This window comes from Nocardiopsis sp. RV163, assembly GCF_001029525.1.
Taxonomy (GTDB): Bacteria; Actinomycetota; Actinomycetes; order Streptosporangiales; family Streptosporangiaceae; genus Nocardiopsis; species Nocardiopsis dassonvillei.
This window is the reverse complement of record NZ_LEKI01000215.1, coordinates 1-7,374: the sequence shown is the minus strand read 5'-3', so window position 1 is coordinate 7,374 and position 7,374 is coordinate 1. Positions and strand designations below refer to the sequence as shown.

Annotated in this window: 5 protein-coding genes; 2 read left to right on the top strand and 3 right to left on the bottom strand. The window is 70.4% G+C overall.

All coding sequences use genetic code 11. The features are described 5' to 3' along the window. The first annotated feature begins 34 nt into the window (after window positions 1-34). Together ABD54_RS24275 and ABD54_RS24270 are read left to right on the top strand one after the other, a co-directional pair. The gene (locus ABD54_RS24275; RefSeq protein WP_047871859.1) at window positions 35-2,689 is read left to right on the top strand and encodes a hypothetical protein; all 2,655 of its coding nucleotides are present in this window, start codon (window positions 35-37) and stop codon (window positions 2,687-2,689) included. A 40-nt stretch (window positions 2,690-2,729) separates the two neighbouring features. Next, window positions 2,730-3,245, top strand: coding sequence for a hypothetical protein (locus tag ABD54_RS24270; protein ID WP_047871858.1), 516 nt, complete (start codon window positions 2,730-2,732; stop codon window positions 3,243-3,245). Window positions 3,246-3,337: 92 nt separating this feature from the next. On the opposite strand, the gene ABD54_RS24265 is transcribed toward ABD54_RS24270, so the two are convergent. Genes ABD54_RS24265 through pdhA form a run of 3 tightly spaced genes read right to left on the bottom strand, consistent with a single transcriptional unit; the run spans window position 3,338 to window position 6,853 of the window. Next, complete coding sequence (locus ABD54_RS24265; RefSeq protein WP_047871857.1) at window positions 3,338-4,732, bottom strand: dihydrolipoamide acetyltransferase family protein; 1,395 nt, start codon at window positions 4,730-4,732, stop codon at window positions 3,338-3,340. Between the two features lie 21 nt (window positions 4,733-4,753). Further along, window positions 4,754-5,734 carry an alpha-ketoacid dehydrogenase subunit beta gene (locus ABD54_RS24260; protein ID WP_019610797.1) on the bottom strand — a complete coding sequence of 327 codons (981 nt, stop codon included), beginning with the start codon at window positions 5,732-5,734 and terminating at the stop codon, window positions 4,754-4,756. A 3-nt stretch (window positions 5,735-5,737) separates the two neighbouring features. Then, window positions 5,738-6,853, bottom strand: a complete 1,116-nt coding sequence (gene pdhA / locus ABD54_RS24255; RefSeq protein ID WP_019610798.1) for a pyruvate dehydrogenase (acetyl-transferring) E1 component subunit alpha — start codon at window positions 6,851-6,853, stop codon at window positions 5,738-5,740. Window positions 6,854-7,374: the final 521 nt, after the last annotated feature.

Here is a 7,374-nt window from a genome sequence, read left to right as displayed (position 1 = left end):
CCTTCGCCCCGCCCGCAGCCCTCCGAGGAAGACCGTGGCAACCTTCTCCGTCATCTTCGTCCCCCGCGACTTCTACTACGACTCCAAGCCCGTCTACGACTGCGCGGCGGACCTGGAGGTCCTCAACGCGCGCGTCCTCGGCCGGGCCGACGACCTCAACGGGAGCTTCGACTCCGCCGCGGGCGAGTTCACCGACGTCATCGCCTGGGACGTCCGCAGCCTGTCGGAGGAGGACCTCCAGAACTGGCGGGACGCCGCCGTCTCCGTCACCTACGCCGCCTCGGTCGCCGAGATGTGGGCGGACGCCGTCAAGGCGTTCCACGACGAGCGCGAAGCGCAGATCAGCAGCTGGGAGGGCAGCAGGACGGAGAAGGAGAACGCCGTCCCCTCCAAGTACCAGGACGACCACATCACCTCGTCCCACCCCCAGGCCGACGGCTTCCTGTGGACGGACTGGGGCGCGGGGGACGAAGCGCGCTGCCGGGCACTCTACGACGAGCTCGTCACCGTGCAGGAGGGCCTCACCTCCCGCGAACAGACCAACTGGCAGGGTCTCCAGGACAGCGCCGAGGAGATCCGGACGATGCTCGAACAGGGGCCGACCCCGGAGAACGTCCGCAAGCTCATGGACGCGGGCAACGCCAACTGGGCGTTCCTCAACCTCGACCCCTCCCGCTACTCCTCGCTCATCGACGACAGCGAGCTCACGCCCGAGAACGCCGAGCAGTACGCCGACGAGCTCGCCGCCTACTGGTCCGGTGACAAGCCGCTGGACGACCGCTACCACGAGATGATGCTCGTGCTCACGATGGTGGGGACCGGCGCCCGGCAGAACCAGCGGGACGGCAAGCCGCTCAGCCCCGAGGAGATCGCGTTCCTGGAGGAGTTCTACGCCCAGTTGGAGGAGCCCTACCGCAGGGACGGGGTCGGGGCGGGCATCATGGTCTACCCCGAGCTCATGGCCGAGTCCGACATGAGCGACGAGGAGCGCGAGGACGCCCTCGGCGTTCTCGGCAACGGGCTGCTCGCGCTCTCGGACCCCGCGCTCGGCGGAGGGTACGACGACCTGCCCGAGAGCTTCCGGTACGCCGTCGAGGGCTCCTGGATCAACCCCGACGCCGAGAACAAGCTCCCCGGCACGCCCGTGAGCATGGGGATGGACATGAAGGCGCTGTCCGCCTTCATGGAGCACACGGACGAGGACCTCCAGGGCGGCTACGGGCTGTCGACCAACCTGCACCTGACCACCGGCGCGTTCCTCGACGCCTGGGGCGACGACCCCGACCCCGACGGGGTGCTGCCCGACTCCGAACAGGTCTCCCACATCATCGACGTGGCCAGCCGCAACACCGACGCCAACTACTACATGCTCACCGGCGACCACCTCGACGGGGAGGAGGGCGTCGACCACGGCGACGAGGACCTGCGCACGCGGGCGCTGGAGGGCACGCTCACCCACGAGTGGCACGACGACGGGCGCACCGCGCGCCAGCTCACCGACTGGCTGGCCGAGGACATCCACAGCGAGGACCCCGACGTGCGCCAGCGGGCCGGGGACGGTTTCGCCGGGTTCATGGAGACCATCACCGACGAGGACATGCACGAGGCCCTCGTCAACACCGGCGTGGACGTGACCGAGGGGGACAACGAGTACTCCGACGCCTCGTTCACCCAGTTCAACGGGGAGCTGGCCGACAGCCTCGCCGACGTCTTCGACGCGCACATCTACAGCTTCGCCAACACCGACATCCTGGACCTCAACGAGAACCCCGTGACGGGCATCGGGGACTTCGACCCGGAGACGGGCACCTTGCGCCTGGGCGCCGAGGAGAGGGCCATGTACATGCAGCTCCTCGTGGGCAACGACGAAACCGCCGGACGCATGGTCAACACGGTGGACGTGTACAAGCAGCTGGAATCCATCGCCTTCCTGGAGTCCGGCAACGAAGCGACCGCCGCGCGCGGCGCCGGACAGCTCCAGGGGCTGTTGGAACGCGCCCTGTACCTGGACTCGGAGGACCGGAGCGCCGACCTCGACAAGACCATCGAACGCAACACGCAGATCGCCGAGTTCGTGGTGGGCGAGGCGGGAGGCCTCTCCGAGAAGGTCCCGGTCATCGGCAAGGCCCTGTCGATGGGGATGGGTCTGGCCGAGGAGAGCATCGTGAACGCGATCGTGGACGGCGAGTACGAGGTCTCCCCCCGCCACCCCGTCTACACCGGCGAGGAGAGCACGACGCGCGCCTTCCAGGCGGCGACGTTCGACTTCCTCGCCCACAGCGACCCCGGGGCGTTCGACGGCGTGGAACGGGGGCACCTCAGGGCGCTGGTCGACGGTGGTGCGCTCACCATCGAGCGGAACGGCGTGGCACTCGGTGCGGCCGACATCCCCAACGACTTCGTCATCGACGACTCCGTCACGATGAGTTTCGAGACGGACCCGAACCAGTGGAGCGACAACGAGGACGACGCGCTCTCGGGGATGGACGACGCGCTCAGCGCCGTCATGGACGGCACCACCGTCGACATCGCCTACGAGGACGAGTACGGGTACACGGTCGACCACAGCACACCCGCCCACGAGGGGGTGGAGCAGTTCACCGATCAGTACATGGGCGGCTACCGCGAAGCCGAGTCCTACTTCGGAGGCGGTCTCGAAACGTTCGGGAACCCGCCCGAGGACTCTTGACCCGCGTGACCGCCGCCACCCCACCCGTTCTGGAGGCCCTGTGACACACCGCGAAGCCCGTGCGCCCGTCTTCCTGGCGATCGCGCTGTCCGCGTGCCTGGCCCTGGCCGCGTGCTCCACGCCCGAACCCGACCCCGAACCGGAGGAAGCCCCTCCGGCGGACCGCGTCTCCCGCTTCTGGGTCGAGCGGGAGGCCATGGTGCTCACCCTCGACCGCATGCTCGCCGAGAACGGCCCCGAAGAGGTCGTCGCGGACATCGGGGGCAGCCGGGACAGGCTCCTCGACAGCGGCGTCCTCCAGCAGACCGAGGACGGGTACGCCGTCGAACCCGACAAGGGCGCGTGGCGCACCGAGGGGGTCGACGGCACCGCGAGGATCGATGACGCCCTCATCGACGCCATGGAGGCCAACGAGGTCACCTGGTGCGGGGACCCCGTGAACGGCGACGACTTCGTCGACGCCTACATGGACGAGTTCTGGGAGACCCTCGACTCCCACGAGGAGTACACGGCCAGCATCGCCGACTACGTCGACTGCGGGGACGGCACCCCGTAACCCTCCCGGTCCCTCCGGGGACGGGCTCCCCTCACGGAGGGGTGCCGGTGCGACGACCTCGCACCGGCCCCTTCCAGCTCTCCCGAAAGCCCCTACCCCCAGGCCAGGGCGGTCAGCTCCGGGTCCTCCAGCGCCGTGCCGATGTCGCGCAGCACCTTGGAGCCCAGCTCACCGTCGACCAGGCGGTGGTCGAAGGACAGCGACAGGGTCGTCACCTTGCGGACCTTGAGCTTGCCCTTGTGCACCCAGGGCATGTCCCGGATCTGCCCGAAGGCGAGGATGGCCGCCTCGCCCGGGTTGAGGATCGGGGTGCCCGCGTCCACGCCGAACACGCCGACGTTGGTGATGGTGACGGTGCCGCCGGACATGTCCGCCGGGCTGGTCTTGCCCGCCCGGGCGGTGTCGGTCAGCCGCTTCAGCCCCGCCGCCAGCTCCGGCAGGGTCATGGCGTCGGCGTCCTTGATGTTGGGCACCACCAGGCCGCGCTCGGTGGCCGCCGCGATCCCCAGGTTCACGTAGTTCTTGACCACGATCTCCTGGTTCTCCTCGTCCCAGGAGGCGTTGACCTCCGGGTGCCGCCGGACCGCCAGGAGCAGGGCCTTGGCGACCAGCAGCAGCGGGGACACCCGCACTTCGGCGAAGTCGGGCCGCTCGCGCAGGCGCGCGACCGCCTTCATCGTCCTGGTGACGTCCACCTGGAGGAACTCGGTGACGTGCGGAGCGGTGAACACGCTGTTGACCATCGCCGCGGCCGTGTGCTTGCGCACGCCCTTGACGGGCACGCGGCGCTCGCGCGCGGTGCGGTCCACGGCCGCCGCCGGGGCGGCCTCCGCGGCCTCCGGGCCCGCCGGAGCCCGACCGACCGCGGCCCGCACGTCCTCGCGGGTGACGACCCCGTTCTCCCCCGTGGGGGTGACCGACGCCAGGTCCACGCCGAGGTCCTTGGCCAGCTTGCGCACCGGCGGCTTGGCGAGCGGGCGGCCCGGAGCCTGCGCCGGGGCAGGGGCAGGGGCCGCCCGCGTCTCCCGCACCGCGGGCGTGTCGGCGGGCGCGGGCCCGCTGGCGCGCGGCACGGGCGGCGACGCCGGTGCCGAGGGGCCCGGGCGGCGGCGCGGGCGGCGCTGGGTGGAGGCCGCCTTCTCGCCGTAGCCGACCAGCGGCTTCTCCCGCTCCTCGGAGTCCGCCGACGGGGCGGCCTCCGGGGCGGAACCGCCGGAGCCGTCGTCCACGGTGATGATCACCGCGCCGACCTCCACGGTCTGGCCCTCCTCGGCCAGCAGTTCGCGCACCGTCCCCGCGAACGGGCTGGGGAGTTCGACGACCGCCTTGGCGGTCTCGATCTCGCAGATCATCTGGTTGACCGTGATCTCGTCACCCGGCTTGACGTACCAGGTGAGGAGTTCGGCCTCGACCAGGCCCTCCCCGACGTCGGGCAGCTTGAACGACTGCACTCCGCCGACTGCGGGTGCGTTCTTGGAAATCGCCATGTCCTTCGGTTTCCCCGATCCCTAGTACGCGAACGCCCGGTCGACGCCGTCCAGAACCCGGTCCAGGTCCGGCAGGTAGTGCTCCTCCAGCCGGGACTGCGGGTAGGGGGTGTCGAACGCGGCCACGCGGATGACCGGCGACTCCAGGTGGTAGAAGCACTCCTCGGTGACCCGGGCGGCGATCTCCGCGCCGGGGCCGCCGGAGAGGGGGGCCTCGTGGGCGACGACCAGGCGCCCCGTCCTCTTCACCGAGGCGAACAGGGTCGGGTAGTCCACGGGGGAGAGCGAACGCAGGTCGACGACCTCGACGGAGTGGTCGGTATCGGCCTCGGCGGCCTGGAGTGCCGTCTTGACCATGGGCCCGTACGCCAGGAGGGTCACGTCCGTGCCGGGACGGACCACGCGCGCGGCGCCCATCGGGGCGGCCTCGGCGATGGACGCCCCGGTGTCGACCTCGGCCTTCTCGTAGTAGCGCCGCTTGGGCTCGAGGAAGATCACCGGGTCGTCGGAGCGCACCGCCTGCTGGATCATCCAGTAGGCGTCCTCGGGGTTGGCGACCGACACCACGCGCAGCCCGGCGGTGTGGGTGAAGTATGCCTCCGGGGACTCGCTGTGGTGCTCGACCGCGCCGATGCCGCCGCCGTAGGGGATGCGCATGACCACGGGCATGCTGAGCGTGCCGGCCGAGCGGCGCCGCATCTTGGCGAGCTGGGTGAAGGTCTGGTTCGCGGCCGGGAAGAAGAAGCCGTCGAACTGGATCTCCACCACGGGGCGGTAGCCGCGCATGGCCATGCCGATCGCGGTACCGACGATGCCGGACTCCGCGAGGGGGGTGTCGATGACGCGGTCGGCGCCGAAGTCCTTGTGCAGGCCGTCCGTGACCCGGAAGACGCCGCCGAGCCTGCCGACGTCCTCGCCCATGACCAGGACCTTGGGGTCGTGCTCCATCGCGGCGCGCAGACCGGCGTTGATGGCCTTGCCGATGGTGAGGTTGGTTCCCATGGCCTAACGGCCCCCTTCCGCGCCCGCGCCCTCGAAGGAGGCCAGGTAGTCGGCGAATTCGGACCGCTGCTGGTCGATGTGGACGTTGGGCTCGGCGTAGACCTCGTGGAAGATGTCGAGGGGCTCGGGGTCGGGCAGGGACCGGCACTCGGTGCGCACCTGCTCGCCCAGCCGGTCGGCTTCGGCGTCCACGGACGCGAAGAACTCCTCGTCGGCGTGACCGCCCCGTTCCAGGTAGCGGCGGACCCGCAGGATCGGGTCCTTGGCCTTCCACTCGTCGAGCTCGGCCGACGCGCGGTAACGGGTGGGGTCGTCGTTGGTGGTGTGGGCGCCCATCCGGTAGGTGAACGCCTCCACGAGCGTGGGGCCGTTGCCCTCGCGGGCGTTGGACAGCGCGGCGCGGGTCACGGCCAGGCAGGCCAGGACGTCGTTGCCGTCCACGCGCAGGCCGGGGAAGCCGAACCCGGCGGCGCGCCGGTAGATGGGCACGCGGGCCTGGCGCTCCAACGGCTCGGAGATCGCCCACTGGTTGTTCTGGCAGAAGAAGACCACCGGGGCGTTGTTGACCGAGGCGAAGTTGAACGCCTCGTTGGTGTCGCCCTGGCTGGTGGCCCCGTCGCCGAAGTAGGAGATGACGGCGGTGCCGTCCTCGCCGACGGCGCCGTCGCGCTGGACGCCCATCGCGTAGCCGGTGGCGTGCAGGGCCTGGCTGCCGATGACGATCGTGTACAGGTGGAAGCCGTGCTCGTGGGGGTCCCAGCCGCCGTTGGTGACACCGCGGAACATGCCGAGCAGCTCGCGGGGCTCGATGCCCCGGCACCACGCGACGCCGTGCTCGCGGTAGGAGGGGAACGCCATGTCCTTCGCGCCCAGTGCGCGCGCGGAGCCGATCTGCGCGGCCTCCTGGCCAAGCAGCGAGGCCCACAGGCCCAGCTCGCCCTGGCGCTGGAGGGAGACCGCCTCGCTGTCGAACCTGCGCACCAGGACCAGGTCGCGGTAAAGGGCGCGGATCTCCTCGGCGCTGATGTCCAGGGGGTAGTCGGGGTGCCCCGTCAACTCCCCTTCCGGTGTCAGGAGCTGGATCAGCTCCGGTTCCTCGTGCACGGTCGTGTCCGACACGTTGCTCCCTCGGGTTCTCGGGGCCGAATTCGCGTGGGTGAACGCTGATCGGCCGAATCACGGTCCTCGTCCCACCCGGGGTGGTGGGCGGGAGTTGGACAGCCCTCTCCATATCGTGACAGACCTCACCATGGAGAGCGCAAGCCCTCAGCGCCACCTTTTCAGCTGCGGGCCCCATGATCCCCGATCGACGACCAGGGCGATTGCCAGGGCTTCCTAGCACTTACGAGGGTTTCCGACGACTTTTCGAGGACGTGGCCGCGACACGCCGGAGACCGGCCGCCCCGGACGCGGAGGGCCGCGCACCCGGCCCTCCGGCACCGGCGGGGGTCGTCGGTCCGCGGTCCCTCCGGACACGCCCGCATGACATCCGTCATGCGACGATCGCTGTGAAACGCGGAGGAACCGGATGATCGGCGGTACTACTGCCCGCCGTCCGCCGAAACTAGGTTCGGAACATGGACCGCGACGACGACCGCCCCTCCGCACAGCCGACCCGGACGGCTCCCCCGGCCCCGGAC

Bases quoted from the DNA above. Each gene is read 5' to 3' on its own strand.
- ABD54_RS24265 (WP_047871857.1), bottom strand. From the start codon at position 4,732: ATGGCGATTTCCAAGAACGCACCCGCAGTCGGCGGAGTGCAGTCGTTC.
- ABD54_RS24260 (WP_019610797.1), bottom strand. From the start codon at position 5,734: ATGGGAACCAACCTCACCATCGGCAAGGCCATCAACGCCGGTCTGCGC.